Here is a 16,830-nt window from a genome sequence, read left to right on the forward strand (position 1 = left end):
GATTTTATAACGCGTATACTTCGGTTTTACCGAATCGGCGATTCTTATGCTCAACTACCGTCAGTTGCATTATTTCTGGGTGGTGGCCAAAACCGGAAGCATCGTGCGCGCTTGCGAGCAGTTGAACCTGACCGCTCAGACCGTCAGCGGACAGATCAGCCTGCTGGAGGCTTCACTGGGCGTCGACCTGTTCCAGCGCGTAGGTCGACAACTGGAAATGACCGAAGCTGGCCGACTCGCCCTACCCTATGCAGAACAAATGTTTCAACTGGGCAATGAGCTGGAAAACCTGCTGCGCTCGCAACCGGATGAACAACAGCTGCTGTTTCGTATCGGCGTCGCGGATGTGGTACCCAAATCAATTGTGTATCGATTGATTTCACCGACCATGAACCTGCAGGAATCCATCCGCATCACCTGCCGGGAAGACAAGCTGGACCGGCTGCTGGCGGACCTGGCGATTCAGCGCCTTGACCTGGTGATCTCGGACAGCCCCATGCCGCCGCATCTGGACATAAAGGGCTACAGCCACAAACTGGGCGAGTGTGGGGTCAGCTTCTTTGCGACTCGTGAAGTGGCCGAACGCGTTGGCGACGACTTTCCGCAGTGCCTGCACGGCGCGCCGTTGTTGATTCCGGGTCAGGAAACGGTGGTGCGCGGCAGGCTGATGCGCTGGTTTGCCGAGCAGAAGATTCAGCCGCGTATTGTCGGCGAGTTCGATGACAGTGCGCTGATGAAAGCTTTCGGCAAGTCCGGCAGCGGCATCTTCGTCGCGCCGAGTGTGATCGCCGCCGAAGTACAGAGCCAGTATGCGGTACAGGTGATAGGCCAGACCGACGCCGTGAGCGAGTCCTTCTATGCCATCACCGTTGAGCGCAAGGTCAAGCACCCCGGCGTTGTCGCCATCGCCGAAAGTGCTCGAAACCAGCTGTTTACCGACGCAGGTTAAACAGCGAGCGGACCGCGATCATGCTTGATCAGTAACAGTGCAAGCACGATGGCCAGAACGATGATGCCGGCGGCAGCGAAACCGACGCTGCCCAGCCCCAAGTGATCAATGACCCTGCCGCCGATTACCGCACCGATGCCGATGCCCAGGTTGGCACCTGCAATGTTCAACGACGCCGCGAACGCGGGTGCCTCCGGCGCTGCCTTGATCAGACGTACATGACTGACCAGAAACAGCGCGGCCTGAGTGATGCCCCACACCGCCAACGCAAGGGCAAGCGCTACCACCGACTGGATGCTGGGCACCACTGCGATCATGCTGACCACCATAAAGGCGCAAAACACCAGGCTGGCGATCAGCGGATGACGGTCGACCATACGCCCGCCCAGAGAGTTGCCGAGCAGACCGACTGCGCCAAACCCCATCAGGCACCAGCCGACCAGATTGCCATCAAAACCGGCCAGACGTTCAAGCATGTCCGCGAGATAGGTATAAGCAGTGAACATGCCGCTGAATACGAGTACCGACAGCAACACGTGACCTTGCATCATCGGGCTGCGCAAAATGCCTAATTGTTTGAGGATTGAAACCGGGTTTTTCTTCGCAGCGGTTCGTGGCAGATAAACTGCCAGCAGCAGCGCCTTGGCAAACGCCAGGCCCGCCAGCATGAAAAATGCGCTGCGCCAGCCGAACGCATCAGAGATCAGGGTGCCCACGGGAATGCCGAATACGGTGGCACAGACGATCCCGAAACCGATTTTCGCAATGGCTCGTCCAGCGAATTCCGGGCCGACGATGTCCACTGCGGTCTCACTGGCCAACGCCCAGAATACGGGCAACCCCAGCGCGGGAACCAGGCGCGCAACACCCATGACGGCAATGTCGGGCGCCAGCGCTGCCAGGGCATTGGAAAATCCGAACAGGATCAGAATGCTGATAAACAGACGCTTGCGCTCGAAGCGCGAGAAATACGCGGTCAGAAACGGCCCGAAGGCGGCAACGGTAAACGCAAACAGCGTCACCAGCAGTCCGGCCTGAGAAACCGTGACATCCAGGTCACGGGCGACCGCAGGTAAAAGACCGACAATAATGAACTCTGTGGTCAGCACGGTAAAACCGGCGGCTGACAACAGCAGTATGGGCAACAGCATGAACACTCCAGAACAACGACACAGGCTGCCGGACAGCAGGGCCTGCGGGGGGACTCAGAACAGGATGTAACGTATGTCGCTCAGTACGTCCGGCACGACAGCGGACTTTACAGAAGCGCTGGCTTTAATGGCACTGCATCTCGTTCGGCCTGAAGCAAGCGTCAAAGGCCCACGCGCGCAGCGTGTGGGAATCTGCATAACCTCAGGCCAGTCTTCCGGGCTTTCAGCACTTGGGCCCGGTCAACTCACACAAGAACGATTAAAACTTGCCCATGAAATCACGCTTGCCGATTTCGACGCCATTGTGGCGCAGCAGGTTGTAAGCGGTGGTGACGTGGAAAAAGAACTGCGGCAAGGCATAGCTGAGCAAGTAAGCCTGACCGTTAAGACGTTTTTCCTTTTCGGTGCCTGGGCGCAGCACGATCTCGATACCTTCCTTTCCATCAACCTGCTCGGGCGTGATGCTGCCGATGAAGGCGAGGGTCTTGGCCAGCAATGCCTTCAACTCTTCGAAGGTGGTTTCGGTGTCTTCGTATTGCGGGATCTCGACACCGGCCAGACGAGCCGAGGCCCCCTTGGCGAAATCGACGGCAATCTGCACCTGGCGGGTAAACGGCAGCATGTCCGGGAACAGTCGGGCCTGCAACAACGCGGGTGACTGGATCTTCTTCTCGGTCGCGTGGGCTTCAGCCTTGGTAATAACGTCGCTCAGCGCATTGAGCATTTGCTGAAAGACAGGAATGGAAGCGGCGTACAGGGAAATAGACATGACGTATCCTGAATGAGAAAGGCGCAATTATAGACCGTCCTGACGCAAAACAGCGTGACACTTTCACTGTGCGTGCAGATGCCTGCAGCAGGTGCTGGCAATAATTCCTGCCACACCCTACGCTGATCCCCCGCCATCACTCAGGGAAGCGTCATGTCCATTGAACCCTCCACCACCGAATCCTCCACCGATGCCGAGGCGTTGCAGCTGAACAGTACAGAGGTGCGTATTCTTGGCTGCCTGATCGAGAAGCAGGCGACCCATCCGGAAACGTACCCGCTGACCCTCAATGCTCTGGTCATTGCCTGCAACCAGAAAACCAGCCGCGATCCGGTGATGAACCTGACGCCGGGCCAGGTTGGCCAAAGCCTGCGTGCGCTGGAAGGCCGTGGCCTGACCCGGTTGGTGATGGGCAGCCGCGCTGATCGCTGGGAGCACCGGGTCGACAAAGGCCTGGAACTGGTACCCGCGCAGGTTATCCTCAGCGGTCTGTTACTGCTGCGCGGTCCGCAAACCGTCAACGAGCTGCTCACTCGCAGTAACCGCATGCATGATTTCGAGGACAGCGAGCAAGTCGTCCATCAACTGGAACGCTTGATCGCCAGAGGCCTGGCGACTCTGGTGCCTCGCCAGTCAGGCCAGCGCGAGGACCGCTACATGCACCTGATGGGTGCCCCCTCCGACCTGCAGGAGCTCCTTGCATCCCGGCAACAAGCGCCAGAGCGCAGCACGATCAGCCCTGCCGCAAACCAGCGCATCGATGAGCTGGAAGCACGTGTCGCCGCACTTGAAGAACGCTTGGCCAGGCTGGAGTAGACAGCACGCCCTGCCCTTGCGGACAGAGTGTCATCAGCCGGCTCTGGCAAAAGCCGCTGCTCGCTGATACTGCTCATCTGTAGGGCGAACACCGGTGTAAAGCACAAACTGCTCGAGCGCCTGGATCGCTGCCACTTCGTCACCGCTGATGACGCGTTTGCCCGATTGAAGGGCGGCACGTATCAGCGGGGTATCGGCCGGCGTCGCCACAACATCGAAGATCGTTTCTGCAGCATCAATGGCCTGTTGTTCAAACGCCAATTCGGCAGACTGTGCCCCCTGCATCCCCAATGGGGTGACGTTGACCAGCAAAGGCGGACGCGCTGCACCCAATTGTGCCTGCCAGCGGAAACCACAGGCTTCTGCCAGCCTTCTGCCTGCACTCTCATTGCGCGCAACAATCAGACCGTCGATGAAACCGGCGTCACGTAGCGCGAATGCGACCGCCTTGGCCATGCCGCCACTGCCACGCAGAGCGAATTCGCTACGCGGTACGGCATGGCTGTCCATCAACTGCGCAACAGCGATGTAATCGGTATTGAACGCCTTCAAGTGCCCATCAGTGTTGACAATGGTATTGATCGACTGGATGGCCGCGGCAGAGGCATCCAGTTCATCGACCAACGCTATACAGGCTTCCTTGAACGGCATCGACACTGCACTGCCGCGAATCCCCAGCGAACGTATACCCGCCACGGCTGCGGCCAGATCATTGGGCGAAAATGTCTTGTAATAGAAGTTGAGACCCAACTGCTGGAAAAGGTGATTGTGAAAACGAACGCCGAAGTTCCCCGGGCGTGCGGCCATGGACATACACAACTGCGTGTCCCTGTCAGCCGTTACAAGCATGCTGTTTCCTCCAGACGGTAATGGCTTGAATCTTCGACAAAAGCGTAAGCTATGCAGCCATGAATAGTGAAACGCACCTTACATAAAATTTACTCAGCGCTTTCGCAGATTCTTACAATTTCGGTGTCATAGTGTTATCCCGTGGCAGTGCTTGAGAATGATGCAGGCGCGCGACAACGGGTTGAGAGCGAGGAACAGTCATGATTCGTCAAATCCCCAAAATTGCCTTGTTTGTAGGTGCATTGGCCATTGCTGGCCAGGCGAATGCTGACCGTGGCTGGGGTGGCCCTGCCGTGGTGGGTGCTATCGTAGGCGCTGCCGTTGTCGGGGCGGCGGTATCTTCAAGCCATGACAGGACGGTTTACGTAGAGCGTGAGCCTGTCTATGTACAGCAGCGGCCGGTCTACTACGCACCGCCGCCGGTTTACTACCAGCCGGCGCCTGTGTATCAGGTTGTCGAGCGCTACCCGCCACCGCCGCCTCCAGGCTATTACTACCATCGCTATGGCCCACCGCCACCTCCAGGCCCGGGCTATTACTACGGCCCGCCACGCGGTCGCTGGTAACAGAACAAAAAACCCGCCTTTTCAGGCGGGTTTTTCGTTGATGTGCGCACAACATTGCCTACCGTTGCAATGCAGCCAACCGTTGTTGACATCAATGACCACTATTGAGAGCGTCGATTTCTACCTGACCTGCTCGCCCCCTACAGTAGCGACATGGATTGAGGAGGCAGTTATGAACAAGGTAAACATCATGTCCGTCGTCGGCAGCGCAGTGCCTGAATCGCTCAGAGCACGAGGTCTGCTGGCCTGCTGGTATCTGATTCAGGATGGCGAACCGGTCAGCGGCCCGCTCGCATCCCTGCCTGTCGCAGAAGCGCTGTCCAGGCAAATGCAGTGCCGCCCCCTCAACAGCTGATTTTTCAGAAACTCGTGTGTAGCCCTGTACATCCCCTTGCCCGCCTCTCTAGGCGGGTTTTTTTATGGCTGTCAGTCTTGCCGTCCCGCCTGCAATTAACCTCTCAGACGCGCTCGGCCATGGCCGCGTTGACCTGACAGCGATGGGTCAGCTTTTGCAGGCGCTTCTCCAGTGCCAGGAACACCACGCGGTCGTTGCGCCCGCTGTCTAGTTCGTCGATCAGGTCATTGGCCACCTGCCGCAATTCATATGCCAGCACCACACGGTCGTCACTGAGGTCTTGCTTGTGAGACTCGAACAGGCGGTGCAAGTAGTCCTGCAAGGTAAATTTCAGACTGTGCCGGTCGCTGGCACGCAAGTGAGCCAGGTTAAGGCTGATACGGCCCTGCAGTTCGCTCAACTCGCCACACAGATATTGCATGCGGCGCGCATAGCCCACTTCGCGATCACGCAACTGCTTGTGGGCCAACTCTGCGTCCTGCTTGCGCTGGATGGCCGGGACCGCGATGGCAACTATCAACCCGACTATGAGGCCGATGGCCTGCATCCAGCCAGCCCAGTCGGACGGCCGTGAGGTAAACCCTGCACCCAGCAACAGCACAACAACCAGCGAGGCAACGATTACCAGTACCAGATAATCCCTGCCGATAAACCCCTTGAGCATTGCATGACTCCTTGAATCGCTGACCTGAATGGCATGGAATGCTAATCGGTGCAGGCCGCGCGCACCACGAATATTAAAACTCCTGAGTGTTTTTAGACTGCTTTGTGAGCAAAAAGCCACTTAACGACTGCTTAACGGAAGCCCGATTCCCGTATTTATAAGTGAATTACCCTGCCCAGCCATCGACACACGACAAAGCCTGCTCATAAAATGCAGCCTTTTGACGCGATCCCTTCCATTAACACACTTTATCGAGTGAGCCTTGCTCTTGAAAATTCGTCTGTCTGTTCTGGGCCTATTATGTGTACTTACAGGTCCGGTATTTACTACACCCGCATTTGCCAATGAAACCGCCGCGCTGAACCGTGACCCCTCCAACCTGCACCTTGCCTCCGGCAGCGCACTGGTCGTCGATTTGCAGACTGACAAAGTGCTGTACTCCAGTAACCCGGACGTCATCGTACCGATAGCTTCGGTGACCAAGCTAATGACCGCCATGGTCGTGCTCGACGCCAAACAATCGATGGATGAAGTGATTCCGGTCAATATCTCCCAGACACCGGAAATGAAAGGCGTCTTTTCACGCGTCAAACTCGGCAGCGAAATGAACCGCCGAGACATGCTGCTGATCACCCTGATGTCCTCGGAAAACCGTGCTGCCGCCAGCCTCGCGCATAGCTACCCCGGTGGTTACCCGGCGTTCATTCTGGCCATGAATGCCAAGGCCAGGGCGCTGGGCATGAAGCACACCGCCTATGTCGAACCCACCGGCCTGTCGGTGTTCAACGTGTCGACTGCCCGCGACCTCACCAAGCTGGTGATGGCGGCGCGCAAATACCCGATGATCAGTGAACTGAGCACCACCGAGCAGAAAACGGTTACGTTTCGCAAACCGACCTACACGCTAGGCTTCAGCAACACCGACCATCTGGTGCGCAAGGACAACTGGGACATCAAGCTGACCAAGACCGGCTTCACCAACCAGGCAGGTCACTGCCTGGTGCTGCTGACTTCCATGGCTAATCGTCCTGTATCCGTGGTCATCCTCGATGCGTTCGGCAAGTACACCCACTTCGCCGACGCCAGTCGTATCCGCAAGTGGCTGGAAACCGGCCAAAGCGGTCCGGCACCGGAAGTCGCGCTGCAGTACAAGAAAGAGAAGAATCTGGTCATGAAGCAGACCGGTATTCAGGCCAAGGACTGACCGGCTCGGTAAGTGGAATGAAAAACGGTCGCGATGCTTGCACATCGCGACCGCTTCATTTATCAACCCCCGCCCGCACTCAGTTGTATTGAGTGACCAGCTTGGTGTTCAGGTACGCCTCGATAGCTTCGATGCCGCCTTCGGAACCATAGCCAGAGTCCTTGATGCCGCCGAACGGCACTTCGGGCAAGCCCATACCCTGATGATTGATCGACAGCATGCCCGCTTCGATGTAGGTGCTCAGTGCCTGCGCGGTCTTCATCGATGTGGTAAATGCGTAGGACGCCAGCCCGAAAGGCACTCGGTTGGATTCGGCAATCGCCTCTTCCAGCGTATCGAACGGCACCAACAGCGCGACAGGGCCGAACGGCTCCTCGTTCATGATGCGCATGACAGGTGTCAGACCACTAAGAACGGTCGGTTCGAAGAAGTAACCCGCCCCTTCAATAGCCTTGCCACCGACTGAAAGCGTTGCACCGCCGCCCACTGCATCCTTGATCAGATCGATCAGCGCAGGGATGCGTCGATCATTGGCCACCGGCCCCATGGTCGTGCCTGCCTCCAGGCCGTTGCCCACCTTGATCTCGCGAGTCAGACCGACGAACTTCTCGGTGAACGCGTCCAGCACCTTGCGCTGCACCAGAATTCGCGTTGGCGACACACACACCTGCCCGGCGTTGCGGAACTTGGCGGTGGCCAGCACACGGGCAGCAAGGTCAATATCAGCGTCATCGAAAACCAAGGCCGGTGCATGCCCGCCCAGCTCCATGGTCGCGCGCTTCATGTGTTTCCCGGCCAGTGCAGCGAGCTGCTTGCCGACCGGTGTCGAGCCGGTGAAGGTCACTTTACGAATGACCGGATGCGGGATCAGGTAGCCGGATATCTCTGCCGGATCACCGTACACCAGCCCGATGACGCCCGCAGGCACGCCAGCATCGGCAAACGCCCGAATCAGCTCGGCAGGCGATGCCGGCGTTTCTTCCGGGGCCTTGACGATGATCGAACAGCCAGCCGCCAGCGCAGATGAAAGCTTGCGCACCACCTGGTTAATGGGAAAATTCCAGGGCGTGAACGCCGCCACCGGACCTACTGGCTCCTTGATGACCTTCTGTTCGATGGACGCGCCGCGCGATGGCACGATCCGGCCGTAGCTGCGACGCCCCTCTTCAGCCAGCCAGTCGATGACGTCGGCAGCGGACAAGGTTTCCATGCGCGCCTCGGCCAGCGGCTTGCCCTGTTCCTGAGTCATGATCCGCGCAATGCTGTCTGCACGCTCGCGAACCAGGTTCGCGGCCTTCTGCATGATCTTGTAACGGTCGTATGCCGAGGTGTTGCGCCACGTGGCAAAGCCGCGCTCGGCTGCCGCCAGTGCTTCGTCAAGATCGGCAACACCCGCATGCGCCACATTGCCCAGGGACTCACCGGTCGCCGGGTTGAAGACCGGCAGAGTGCGGTTATCGCGACTGGCACGCCATTGACCATCGATATAAAGCTGTACGTCTGGATACATGAGAATTCTCCATGATGATGTGGAGGGAATTGCAGAGGGCGCAGGATGCTCTGCGCTCGAGAAAGCCGAGTGGCATTTAGAGAGGTAATACGCTGCGGGTCAAGTAACATCGAAAACGGCGTGGGAGTCACGCCGCCCCAGTCAGGTACCCATATTGATGAGCATCTGACTGGATGATGTGTCGCGCTTTACAGAATCGGCTTGCCGCCGGTTACCGCATAACGCGAACCGGAAATGTAGCTGGCTTCGTCAGAGGCCAGCAGTACATAGATCGGCGAAACCTCCACCGGCTGACCAGGGCGTCCCAGCGGCGTTTCACTGCCGAAGCTTTTGACGTCTTCGTCGGTCATGGTCGCAGGAATCAGCGGCGTCCAGATCGGACCAGGTGCCACGCTGTTGACGCGGATGCCCTTGTCACCCAGCAATTGCGCGAGCCCGCCGGTAAAGTTGGCAATCGCGCCTTTGGTGGTCGCGTAGGCCAGCAATGTCGGCTTGGGCATGTCCGAATTGACCGAACTGGTGTTGATGATCGAGCCGCCTCTGGGCATGTGCGGAACTGCCGCCTTGCAGATACGAAACATCGCCGTGATGTTGATATCAAAGGTTTTGACCCACTCTTCGTCAGAGATTTCTTCCAGTGTTTCGTGATTCATCTGGAACGCTGCATTGTTGACCAGCACATCGATACGGCCAAACTCGGCAACAGTCTTGCTGACGATGTCCTCGCATTGCTGCTTCTGCGCCAGATCGCCAGGCAACAGCAGGCACTTTCTACCTGCCTCTTCAACCCAGCGCCTGGTTTCTTCAGCGTCCTCATGCTCATCAAGGTACGAGATCGCAACCTGCGCACCTTCGCGAGCAAAGGCGATCGCGACAGCGCGACCGATGCCGCTGTCAGCACCGGTGATCAACGCGATCTTGTCCTTGAGGCGACCCGAGCCGGTGTAGCTCTTTTCACCACAATCAGGATAGGGGTCCATCTTGCCCTGCAGACCGGGGACTTTTTGCGGTTGGCTGGCAAAAGGTGGTTTTGGGTATTCTTCATTCATCTGGATATGCCTCCTTGAATGGTAATAACCCTTGTCGGTAGCACAGGCCTTACACGACAAGGGGGACTATTACGACTTGGGCCTTAGGCACCTGGCTTGAGCACGACCTTGGTCCAGCCATTATCGCGCGCATCGAAATGCTGGTAAGCCGACGGGCCCTCTTCCAGCGTCAAGCGATGGGAAATGATCTGCGACGGCTTGGCGCGGCCATGGTGGATCAGCTCTGCCAGGCGACGGTTGTAGACCTTGACGTTGGCCTGTCCGGTACGAATCTGCTGGCCCTTGAACCAGAACGAACCGAAATCGAAAGCCATCTTGCCTTCTTTCGCCAGGTCGTTATGAGCACCCGGATCCTGAGGTACGAAGACGCCCACGACGCCGATCCCGCCGGTAGCCTTGGTCGAAGCCACAAGGTTGTTCATGGTGACGTGATTGGCCTCGTGACCGTGGCGGTCGCAGCACTGATAACCAACGCACTCGCAACCACGATCGGTGCCTTTGCCATCGGTCAGGTTAAGGATCTGGTCTACCGCGCCCTGCTCCAGCGAATTGATCGGCGTCGCGCCCATCTTTGCAGCGAGTGCCAAGCGATCCGGATGGTTGTCCACCACAAACACCTGTGAAGCGCCCTTGATCATCGCGGAGTGTGCGGCCATCAGTCCCACTGGGCCTGCGCCATAGATCGCCACACTTTCGCCCGGCAGCAGACCTGCCAGTTCGGTGGCATGCCAGCCGGTGGGAAAGATGTCCGACAGCATGACGTAATCGTCTTCGCGCTCGACAGCGTCTTCAGGCAACAGCAAGCAGTTGAAGTCCGCGTAAGGCACACGCAACAGTTCAGCCTGGCCGCCTTCGTGGGTACCCATGTCGGCAAAACCGTAGGCAGCGCCTGCACTGCCGGGGTTGGCGGTCAGGCAATAGCCGGTCAGACCTTTTTCGCAGTTTTCGCAGAATCCGCAGCCGATATTGAACGGCAAGCAGACCCGGTCGCCGACCTTGATACGGTCGACGCCCGCGCCGACTTCGATGACTTCGCCCATGTTTTCATGGCCGAAAATACGGCCGGTCTCGAACGATGTACGGCCTTCGTACATGTGCAGATCCGAACCGCAGATATTGGTAGTCGTCACTCTGACAAGAGCATCTGTCGGCTTCTCTATCTTCGCATCCGGCACGTTTTTGACGCTGACATCGCGCGGACCGTTATAGACGATGGCTTTCATTAGTGGCTCTCCTGACGTGAAAAATACAACGAGCTTTCTGTAGCTCACGGTGTATCTGTCACGAGACACACAATCGCGTTCAAAACGATTGCCTGCAGAGCTGACGAATGGTCATCAGGGACAGGACGCTTGTTTACGCACAAGCAAGTTGGCCGCGATCAAACTCAGGTTGAAAGCGCCTTGGCGGCCTGTAAATAAAGCATTTGCACGAGGGTCTGATGAGTACAAGGACGGAACCGGGGCTCTGGCGAGTGCCAACGACTCACGGTCTGATCTTGCTGCCGGTGTCTGGACGGGAGACCTGAGCAGTGCTCGCAGGCTGGCACGAGATACCCGCTCGGGTATCATCTGGTTCAACACCTTTCGCGCCGTGTCGGCGATGACGCCTATCGGCGGCTCAAAAACAGCGGCCACGGTCGCAACGGCGGGATAGACTCCGTCTATGGCCTGCACCGAACCGAAACGGTGTGGATCAACCTTTCGCAGGCGCCCCAGCCTGATCCATTTGTCATGCGTTAACGAGGCCGCTGCGATGATCGAACCGAGTATCTACAAAGAAGTCATGGCGTCATTCCCGTCGGGCGTCACCATTGTCACCACACTGGACCCTGAGGGTAACTTGGTCGGCATTACTGCCAGCGCCTTCAGCGCGCTGTCCATTGACCCTGCACTGGTACTGTTTTGCCCCAACTATGCGTCGGACACCTACCCGGTGCTGCGCGAGAGTAAAAAATTCGCGATTCACTTGCTCTCCGCCGATCAACAAGTCGAGGCTTATGCGTTCGCCAGCAAGGGCAAAGACAAGACCAAAGGTATCGAGTGGAAGTTGAGCGAGCTGGGCAACCCGCTGCTGGACAAAGCCACAGCCATCATCGAATGCGAGCTGTGGCGCGAATACGATGGCGGAGACCACGCGATCATCGTCGGGGCTGTAAAAAATCTGATTCTGCCTGCCGTACCCGTTACCCCGATGATCTATCACCGCGGCAAGATGGGCGCGCTCGCGCCGATCGTCTGAGGCTACGTCCGGCCGTTTTGGTGGTGGCGCGCATCGGTAACGGTATTTAAATGGGTATTGCGCGCCTGTCAGCGAATCCCGGGTGACGGATGCAGGGCAAAATACTCACGCAGAAACTCAACCGTCACACGGACCTTGGCCGAACTCATCAACGGTGAGGTGTGAACTGCCCAGATGTCTGCGTCCTGCCGATACTCCGGCAGCACCTGAATCAATCGACCTTCAGCCAGATCTGTACGAACATCCCACAACGAACGCAGCAGCACCCCACGCCCGTCCAGACACCATTGACGGGCAATTTCGCCATGGTTGGTGGAAAGGCTGCCGGTCACCTTGACGGTTTCGGCACCCTGCGAACCGTTCAGATGCCAGATACCGAACGGTCGGTCGCGCTCCTTGATCACCAGACAGTCGTGATTGGCCAGTTCCCCCAGACTGAGTGGCACACCGCGCTGCTGCAGATACGCCGGGCTCGCACACAGCACTCGCCAATTAGTGGCCAGGTGCCGGGCGCGCAGATGCGGCGCTATTTCGTTGCCGACACGGATATCGAGGTCCACCCCCTCCTCGATCAGGTCCACCAGCCGGTCCTGAATATCCAGCCGGATGTCGAGCTTCGGATAGCGCGCTGCCAGTTCTGACAAGGCAGGCGCAACAAAGCGGCGGCCAAAACCCTGACTGCTGACCACTCGCAACAACCCGCTAGGCTCGCCGTGCAACGCCGCGACCTCATCGCCCATTTGCTGCACGGACTCAAGAATGCCTCTGGCCCATTCGTAGACCCGCTCACCGTCTTCGGTAATCGATACCTGCCGGGTGGAACGATGCAGCAGTACCACCCCCATGCTCTGTTCCAGCAGCTTGACGCGCTTGCTGACGTACGCGGGAGACATGCCCAGCTCATTGGCAGCCCCGACAAAGCTGGAACGTCGAGCGACGTGAATGAATACGTTGAGGTCATCAAGGTTTGGATAGTTCACGATTCGTGTTTTCTCAATCCATAAACTGGCTGATTATCTTTGTATCGTGTGCTTATAGCATGCATTGAACTGTGCTGAACCAGTCACTGCATGCTGTCCAAAGAGAGAGTGCCCTGTCATGAACAACAAGAAACTGCGCATTGCTGCCATCGCCGGGGACGGCATCGGCCTTGAAGTCCTGCCGGAAGGTGTAAAGGTTATCCAGGCTGCCGCCGAGAAACACGGGCTGGAGCTGGAGTTCGAGTACTTCGAGTGGGCCAGCTGCGATTACTATCTCGAGCACGGCAAAATGATGCCGGACGACTGGTTCGAGCAATTGAAGGGCTTCGATTCGATTTTCTTCGGTGCAGTGGGCTGGCCGGACAAAGTGCCCGATCACATCTCCCTGTGGGGTTCGTTGCTCAAGTTTCGTCGCGAGTTCGATCAATACGCCAACATCCGCCCCGTGCGGTTGTTCCCCGGCGTCCCCTGCCCGCTTGCCAATCGCAAACCGGGTGATATCGACTTCGTCGTGGTTCGGGAAAACACCGAAGGTGAATACTCGTCGCTGGGCGGGATCATGTTCGAAAACACCGAAAACGAGTTCGTGTTGCAGGAGTCTGTATTCTCCCGTCGCGGTGTCGACCGCATTCTCAAATTCGCCTTCGAAATGGCCAGCAAGCGCGAGCGCAAGCACGTCACCTCGGCGACCAAATCCAACGGCATGGCCATCAGCATGCCCTACTGGGACAAGCGCACCGAAGCGATGGCCAGCAAGTACCCTGACATCACTTGGGACAAACAGCACATCGATATTCTCTGCGCGCGTTTCGTACTGCAACCCGATCGCTTCGACGTCGTGGTGGCGTCCAACCTGTTCGGCGACATCCTCAGCGACCTGGGCCCTGCGTGTGCGGGCACTATCGGCATTGCGCCCTCCGCCAACCTCAACCCGGAACGCAACTTTCCGTCGTTGTTCGAACCGGTCCACGGCTCGGCCCCGGACATCTTCGGCAAGAATATCGCCAACCCGATCGCGATGATCTGGTCAGGCGCGCTGATGCTGGAATTCCTGGGGCAAGGCGATGAGCGTTTCACTACAGCTCACGACGAGATTATTACCGCTATCGAGCAGGCAATCGCCAATGGCGAAGTGACGCCAGACCTGGGTGGCACACTGTCGACCCAGCAGGCAGGTGCGGCAGTCGCCAAGCGTGTTGCTGCAGACGCTTAAGCGTTTTGTCCGACGTTTGCCTGCTCGCTGCGCTGCTCCAGCAATTCGACGAAACGCGTCAGGCTGCGCGACACCGTGCCCCGTCGCCAGATCAACCAGGTGTGCAGGTAACGAAACTTCTCGGACAAAGGCCATATGCTGACCGTCGCGCAGCCGGGCATGCTTTCGAGCATGCTGCGCGGCATCAGCGCCAGCCCGGCACCGGCGCTGACGCAGGCCAGCATGCCGTGGTAAGACTCCATCTCGTGGATCTTGCCCGGCACTGCGGCGTCGTCGGTAAACCAGCGTTCGAAGTGATGCCGGTACGAGCAATTGGCACGAAACGCATAGATGCTTTCGCCGCTGACATCTCGCCCACGCTTGACCGGCGCATGGTTGAGCGGCGCAATAATGACCATCTCCTCTTCAAACACCGGCACGCCTTCAAGAGAGGGATGCAGCACCGGCCCGTCGACAAATGCGGCAACCAACCGCCCGGCTAAAACGCCGTCGATCATGGTGCCGGAAGGCCCGGTGGAAAGGTCCAGCTCTACCTTGGCATTTTGCTGATTATAGGCAGCCAGCAGTGCCGGGATGCGCACAGCGGCCGTGCTTTCCAGCGACCCCAGTGAGAAAGGGCCGTGTGGCTCCTCGCCCGACACCGCCAGTCGCGCCTCCTGAACCAGATCCAGAATGCGCCGCGTGTAATCGAGAAAATTCCAGCCTGCAGGCGACAGACGCAGGCGATGCTTCTCACGAATGAACAGGTCAACGCCCAGGTCCTGTTCCAGCTGCTTGATTCGCGTGGTCAGGTTCGATGGCACGCGATGAATATGCTGCGCGGCGGCGCTGATACTGCCGTGCTCGGCGACAGCCTTGAACATCTCGAGCTGAACCAGATCCATCTTCATTCTCTATTTGTGAACGATGCGATCATTATTATTCAGTTTTAGAAAGCATGTCACGCCTATATTCTGGTCGCACTTCCCACCTCAACAGGATGGCGCAATGACTACAGTCTCCAGCAACACCCACGCGATCTCGATCAACCCGGCTACCAGCGAACAGATCGGCCATTACCCTTTTGAATCCGAGGCGTCGCAGGACAGCACGCTTGCTCGCGCAACTACCGGCTTTGATGGCTGGAGGCGCAAGCCTGTGCAAGAGCGTGCGCAGTTAATTGTCGCAATGGGCAAGGCGCTGCGCGATGACGCAGAAAACATCGCTGGCATGATCAGCCGTGAGATGGGCAAGCCGGTAACGCAGGCCAGAGCCGAAGTCGAAAAATGCGCCCAGTTGTGTGACTGGTACGCAGCGCATGGGCCGGCAATGCTGGTTGCTGAACCGACCCAGGTCGAACATGACAAGGCACGTATCGAATATCGCCCGCTGGGTCCGATTCTGGCGGTCATGCCGTGGAACTTCCCTATCTGGCAGGCGCTGCGTGGTGCGATTCCAACCCTGCTGGCGGGTAATACATACGTGCTCAAGCATGCGCCCAACGTGATGGGCTGTGCTTATCTGATGCGTGACGCATTCCAGCAAGCGGGTTTTCCGCAAGGCGTGTTTGAAGTGCTCAATGTGTTGCCAGAAGGCGTTTCAAAGGCCATTGCCGATCCGCGCATTGCTGCGGTGACGCTGACGGGTAGCGTACGTGCCGGTCAGGCGATTGGTGCTCAGGCCGGTGCGGCGTTGAAGAAGTGCGTACTGGAACTGGGCGGCTCTGATCCGTTTATCGTACTCAACGATGCGGACCTCGATCAGGCAGTGAAAGCGGCAGTCATCGGTCGCTTCCAGAACACCGGACAAGTGTGCGCGGCGGCCAAACGTTTGATCATCGAACAAGGCGTGGTTGAGGAATTCACCCGCAGGTTCGTTGAACAGACGCGCCAACTGGTGGTGGGTGACCCTCTCTCCGGCGACACCTACATAGGCCCGATGGCGCGCGTTGATCTGCGCGACGAGCTGCACGCGCAGGTCCAGGCGACGCTCACTGAAGGCGCGACGCTGCTACTGGGCGGCAAGAAGGCGGATGGTCAAGGCAACTATTATGAGCCTACGGTGCTGGGTGACGTCACCGATCAGATGACTTCATTCAGACAGGAACTGTTTGGCCCAGTGGCGTCGATCATCACCGCCCGCGACGCGCAACACGCGCTGGAGCTGGCCAATGACAGCGAGTTCGGTTTGACCGCAACGGTGTACACCCAGGACCTGGAACTGGCAGAACAAATGACCGCAGAGCTGCAAACTGGCGGTGTATTCATCAACGGTTACAGTGCTTCAGACCCACGCGTCAGCTTTGGCGGCGTCAAGAAAAGCGGCTTTGGCCGCGAGCTTTCACACTTCGGCGTGCGCGAGTTCTGCAACGCTCAGACCGTGTGGAGGGACCGCAACTGAGGGTCGCAAGAACCCTCGTGGCCATGCGGCTCGGCGCAGATATTTGACGCAGAGCGTTACGACAGGCATTCCCGCGCTAGAGCGTGAGGACCGACTGTCGTGCGACGCTCTGCGCCCGTTGTTGCGCAAGTCAGG

The 16,830-nt window shown here is 58.2% G+C and carries 17 protein-coding genes and 1 pseudogene; 9 read left to right on the forward strand and 9 right to left on the reverse strand.

Annotated features, from left to right (window positions below):
• The first annotated feature begins 46 nt into the window (after positions 1-46).
• Entirely contained in the window at positions 47-949 is a 903-nt protein-coding gene (gene nhaR, locus ALO43_RS04035; RefSeq protein ID WP_054997145.1) for a transcriptional activator NhaR, read from the forward strand.
• Here nhaR and ALO43_RS04040 read toward each other — a convergent pair.
• On the reverse strand, positions 946-2,100 hold the full coding sequence (locus tag ALO43_RS04040; RefSeq protein WP_024670591.1) for an MFS transporter: 1,155 nt from the start codon (positions 2,098-2,100) through the stop codon (positions 946-948). The two genes, nhaR and ALO43_RS04040, sit on opposite strands and share 4 nt — an antisense overlap.
• A gap of 259 nt (positions 2,101-2,359) precedes the next feature.
• Positions 2,360-2,869, reverse strand: coding sequence for a DUF1993 domain-containing protein (locus tag ALO43_RS04045; protein WP_054997146.1), 510 nt, complete (start codon positions 2,867-2,869; stop codon positions 2,360-2,362).
• Between the two features lie 153 nt (positions 2,870-3,022).
• Here ALO43_RS04045 and ALO43_RS04050 point away from each other — a divergent pair, with 153 nt between their 5' ends.
• Positions 3,023-3,685 carry a YceH family protein gene (locus ALO43_RS04050; RefSeq protein ID WP_024690007.1) on the forward strand — a complete coding sequence of 221 codons (663 nt, stop codon included), beginning with the start codon at positions 3,023-3,025 and terminating at the stop codon, positions 3,683-3,685.
• 33 nt (positions 3,686-3,718) lie between these two features.
• Here the strand turns inward: ALO43_RS04050 and ALO43_RS04055 are convergent, their stop codons facing one another.
• Entirely contained in the window at positions 3,719-4,534 is an 816-nt protein-coding gene (locus tag ALO43_RS04055; protein ID WP_005893006.1) for a shikimate 5-dehydrogenase, read from the reverse strand.
• 200 nt (positions 4,535-4,734) lie between these two features.
• Here ALO43_RS04055 and ALO43_RS04060 point away from each other — a divergent pair, with 200 nt between their 5' ends.
• Together ALO43_RS04060 and ALO43_RS04065 are read left to right on the forward strand one after the other, a co-directional pair.
• Entirely contained in the window at positions 4,735-5,100 is a 366-nt protein-coding gene (locus tag ALO43_RS04060; protein ID WP_005893007.1) for a hypothetical protein, read from the forward strand.
• 172 nt (positions 5,101-5,272) lie between these two features.
• Positions 5,273-5,455 (forward strand): hypothetical protein, encoded by a 183-nt coding sequence (locus ALO43_RS04065; protein WP_005893008.1) that lies wholly within the window; start codon positions 5,273-5,275, stop codon positions 5,453-5,455.
• 103 nt (positions 5,456-5,558) lie between these two features.
• Here the strand turns inward: ALO43_RS04065 and ALO43_RS04070 are convergent, their stop codons facing one another.
• Positions 5,559-6,119, reverse strand: a complete 561-nt coding sequence (locus tag ALO43_RS04070) for a hypothetical protein (protein WP_053932546.1) — start codon at positions 6,117-6,119, stop codon at positions 5,559-5,561.
• 268 nt (positions 6,120-6,387) lie between these two features.
• On the opposite strand from ALO43_RS04070, the gene pbpG reads away from it, so the two are divergent.
• Positions 6,388-7,323, forward strand: a complete 936-nt coding sequence (gene pbpG, locus ALO43_RS04075; RefSeq protein WP_162010092.1) for a D-alanyl-D-alanine endopeptidase — start codon at positions 6,388-6,390, stop codon at positions 7,321-7,323.
• Between the two features lie 79 nt (positions 7,324-7,402).
• Here pbpG and ALO43_RS04080 read toward each other — a convergent pair whose 3' ends face one another.
• From ALO43_RS04080 to ALO43_RS04090, 3 genes are all read right to left on the reverse strand, one after another.
• Positions 7,403-8,833 (reverse strand): NAD-dependent succinate-semialdehyde dehydrogenase, encoded by a 1,431-nt coding sequence (locus tag ALO43_RS04080; protein ID WP_054997147.1) that lies wholly within the window; start codon positions 8,831-8,833, stop codon positions 7,403-7,405.
• 188 nt (positions 8,834-9,021) lie between these two features.
• Positions 9,022-9,882 (reverse strand): SDR family oxidoreductase, encoded by an 861-nt coding sequence (locus tag ALO43_RS04085; protein WP_024670586.1) that lies wholly within the window; start codon positions 9,880-9,882, stop codon positions 9,022-9,024.
• Positions 9,883-9,965: 83 nt separating this feature from the next.
• Positions 9,966-11,105 (reverse strand): glutathione-independent formaldehyde dehydrogenase, encoded by a 1,140-nt coding sequence (locus ALO43_RS04090; RefSeq protein WP_054997148.1) that lies wholly within the window; start codon positions 11,103-11,105, stop codon positions 9,966-9,968.
• 223 nt (positions 11,106-11,328) lie between these two features.
• Here ALO43_RS04090 and ALO43_RS31295 point away from each other — a divergent pair.
• Both ALO43_RS31295 and ALO43_RS04095 read left to right on the forward strand, forming a co-directional pair.
• Positions 11,329-11,624, forward strand: a pseudogene (locus ALO43_RS31295) (aldehyde dehydrogenase family protein); the annotation flags it as partial.
• Positions 11,625-11,637: 13 nt separating this feature from the next.
• The gene (locus ALO43_RS04095; protein WP_053479991.1) at positions 11,638-12,123 is read left to right on the forward strand and encodes a flavin reductase family protein; all 486 of its coding nucleotides are present in this window, start codon (positions 11,638-11,640) and stop codon (positions 12,121-12,123) included.
• A gap of 68 nt (positions 12,124-12,191) precedes the next feature.
• Here the strand turns inward: ALO43_RS04095 and ALO43_RS04100 are convergent, their stop codons facing one another.
• On the reverse strand, positions 12,192-13,103 hold the full coding sequence (locus ALO43_RS04100; protein WP_054997149.1) for a LysR substrate-binding domain-containing protein: 912 nt from the start codon (positions 13,101-13,103) through the stop codon (positions 12,192-12,194).
• Positions 13,104-13,221: 118 nt separating this feature from the next.
• Between ALO43_RS04100 and ALO43_RS04105 the strand changes: the two genes are divergently transcribed.
• Positions 13,222-14,316, forward strand: coding sequence for a tartrate dehydrogenase (locus ALO43_RS04105; RefSeq protein WP_024670582.1), 1,095 nt, complete (start codon positions 13,222-13,224; stop codon positions 14,314-14,316).
• Here ALO43_RS04105 and ptrR read toward each other — a convergent pair.
• Complete coding sequence (gene ptrR / locus ALO43_RS04110; protein WP_054997150.1) at positions 14,313-15,200, reverse strand: putrescine utilization regulator PtrR; 888 nt, start codon at positions 15,198-15,200, stop codon at positions 14,313-14,315. The genes ALO43_RS04105 and ptrR overlap by 4 nt on opposite strands.
• Positions 15,201-15,303: 103 nt before the next feature.
• Between ptrR and ALO43_RS04115 the strand changes: the two genes are divergently transcribed.
• On the forward strand, positions 15,304-16,695 hold the full coding sequence (locus ALO43_RS04115) for an aldehyde dehydrogenase family protein (RefSeq protein ID WP_024670580.1): 1,392 nt from the start codon (positions 15,304-15,306) through the stop codon (positions 16,693-16,695).
• Positions 16,696-16,830: the final 135 nt, after the last annotated feature.

It is taken from the genome of Pseudomonas tremae, assembly GCF_001401155.1.
GTDB classification, from domain to species: Bacteria; Pseudomonadota; Gammaproteobacteria; order Pseudomonadales; family Pseudomonadaceae; genus Aquipseudomonas; species Aquipseudomonas tremae.